The sequence below is a fragment of the uncultured Microbacterium sp. genome (assembly GCF_913776565.1).
GTDB lineage: Bacteria > Actinomycetota > Actinomycetes > Actinomycetales > Microbacteriaceae > Microbacterium.
Genome location: NZ_CAJYPF010000071.1, coordinates 1 through 2,857, shown reverse-complemented (window position 1 = coordinate 2,857; position 2,857 = coordinate 1). Strand labels below are relative to the sequence as shown.

2 protein-coding genes are annotated in these 2,857 nt (G+C 70.8%); both read left to right on the top strand.

All coding sequences use genetic code 11. The features are described from left to right. Positions 1 to 148 precede the first annotated feature (148 nt). Positions 149 to 784: a hypothetical protein gene (locus QZ433_RS04310; RefSeq protein WP_295780182.1), complete on the top strand. Its 636-nt coding sequence runs from the start codon at positions 149 to 151 to the stop codon at positions 782 to 784. Between the two features lie 191 nt (positions 785 to 975). Next, the coding region (locus tag QZ433_RS04305; protein WP_295780181.1) for a DEAD/DEAH box helicase at positions 976 to 2,857 on the top strand (1,882 nt) is incomplete at its 3' end.

Genomic DNA, 2,857 nt, shown 5'->3' with positions numbered 1-2,857 from the left:
GGCCTGCTCAACCCGATGCTCGCCGGCGCGGCGATGGCGTTCTCGAGCGTGTTCGTCGTGCTCAACAGCCTGCGTCTGCGGCGCGCGGGCTGACACCCGGGGTTGGGCGCGGCCCCGCGTTAGGGTCGAGGCGATCCCTGGAGGTTGCATGTCCCCCCTCGCCCGTGTCGCCGTCGCCGGAGCCGGCGCCGCCGCGTTCGCCCTCGTCCTATCGGCGTGCGTCCCCGCGGCCGAGACCGCCGCCCCGTCCGCCGGTTCGGTGTCCTCGTCGGCGGCTCCGTCGGCCACCGCCTCGGCGTCGCCCACCGCCTCGGCGACGCCCACCCCGACGCCCACCCGAGCGCTGCCGGCCTCGTGCGACGGCGTGTATTCCGCCGCGATGAGATCGACCCTCGAGAACGAGATCGCGCCCCTGAACGATTCCGAGGTGACGTTGCTCTCGACCGCGCAGGCGCCGCTGCTCGAGCTGCTGCAGACCGTTCCGACCCTGCGGTGCACGTGGGGCGGACCCGGCGACCGGGGACTGGCGACGAACGTGTCGATCGTCGACACGACGCAGGCGGCGACCATCCGCGACGCCCTGGCCTCGGCCGGTTTCGGGTGCGACGACGCGGACGGGACCACCACGTGCGTCATCGAACAGCGCGGCGTCTCGCTCGAGGACCGTCCCTATGAGCGGGGCGAGACCCAGGCCATCTCGGGTGACATCTGGGTGTCCACCTCGTGGATCAACGTGAACCCCGACGGGTACACGCAGGACATTCTGTCGACCGTGGGGGGATGACCGGCCCGCGAACGGCTAGAATGGGTGCGACCCCGCCATCCGCCCCTCGCGCGCCGTTCCGGTTCGCGCGTTCAGGCCGCAGGCACCGCCGCTCCGGCGGCGTGCCGGGTGATGTCCCCCGGGGTCACTGATCCACCGGCCTCGCGCCGGGACGTTCCGGACTCTTTCCGGACGACACGCTCAGGAGGAGCATGCCGACCACGGCAACCGCCGCCCGTAGCTCGAGCCAGCGGCGCAGAAAGACCACGTCATCCCGACGAGACGACGAAGCCCCCGTCATCCCGATCCTCGCGCGCAAGGTGCGCGAGGTCGAGGCCAAGGCGCAGCGCGGCAAGCTCGGACCCACCAACCGCGTCAAGTTCCAGGTGATCGCCTTCCTCGTGCGCGAGGAGCGCGCCCGGGTGAAGGCCGACACCGAGATCACCGACGCCGCCCGCGCCGAGCTGCTCAAGCGTCTCGACGGCGTGGCGACGATCCTCGCCAAGACCGCCGCGCGCGACACCTCGCTGATCCAGCTGCTCGAGGTCGACGCCGCGACCTCGCCGGTCGCCCGGCGCATGCGTCGCGACTGGCTGCTCGAATCCGGTGCCGAACTGCCCGCCGACGAGCTCATCATCACCGACAACACCCCCAAGGTCGCGCCGGTCGTGCCCGCGGCCCTCGCTGAGAAGCAGGTCGTTCCGGCCTCGATCGAGGCGCGGCAGATGGCGAATCCGTTCCTCGCTCCCGACCTCACCCCGCGTGCGACGGGCGATGCCCCTCGCCGCCGCCTCGACGGCTGGGAACTGATGGGCCCGCTCTACAAGGCGTTCGAGACCGGAGCCGGCGGGTCCGCCGCGAGCATGGAGCTGCCGCCCGTCCCCGAGTTCGACCGGCTCTCCCCGCGCGGGCTCGAGGTCATGCCGCACCAGTCGCGCTTCCTCGAGGCCGTCCGCACCGGACACCGCTCGTTCCTTCTCGCCGACGAACCGGGCCTGGGCAAGACGGCGGAGTCGGTGCTCGCGGCATCCGTCGCCGACGCCTACCCCCTGCTGGTCGTCGTCCCCAACGTGGTGAAGATGAACTGGGCGCGCGAGGTGCAGCGCTGGACGCCGCAGCGCCGTGCGACGGTCATCTCGGGCGGCGGCGCCGACATCGACGCCTTCGCCGACGTCTTCATCGTCAACTACGAGATCCTCGACCGGCACCTCTCGTGGCTGTCGTCCATCGGGCTCAAGGGCGTCGTCGTCGACGAGGCGCACTTCATCAAGAACCTCACGTCGCAGCGCTCGCAGAACGTGCTGGCCCTGGCATCCCGTGTCCGTCAGCAGACGCGCGATCCGCTCATGCTCGCCCTGACCGGTACCCCGCTGATCAATGACGTCGAGGACTTCGACGCGATCTGGCGCTTCCTCGGTTGGACGAACGGTGAGAAGCCGGGCCCCGAGCTGATGGAGAAACTGGATGCCACGGGCCTGACTCCCGCCGACAAGGCGTTCTACCCCGAGGCGCGCGAGGCGGTCATCTCGATGGGCATCGTGCGGCGCAAGAAGAAGGACGTCGCCGCCGACCTGCCCGATAAGCTCGTCGCCGACCTGCCGGTCGAACTGGACGACGAGTTCGGCCGATCGATCCGTCAGGCCGAGCGCGAGCTCGGCGCCCGTCTGGCCGCGAAATACAGACGCATCCTCGAGGCGCGCGGCGACCGGGGCCTCGCGCCCGGCGAGATCGACGACGACATCGTCCGCCTCGTCGCCCACGGCGAGCTCGAAGAGGCCAAGGCCGCCGGCTCGGGCAGCGAGAACGTGTTCACGATGGTCCGCCGCATCGGCCAGGCCAAGGCGCACCTCGCCGCCGACTACGCCGTGCAGCTTCAGCGCTCGGTGGGCAAGGTCGTCTTCTTCGCCAAGCACATCGATGTCATGGATGCCGCCGAGGCCCACTTCAAGGCCTCCGGCCTCAAGGTCGTGTCGGTGCGCGGCGAGCAGACCTCGACCGCCCGCCAGGCGGCGATCGACGCGTTCAACGGCGACCCCGGTGTGAGCATCGCGGTGTGTTCGCTCACCGCCGCGGGCGTCGGCCTGAACATGCAGG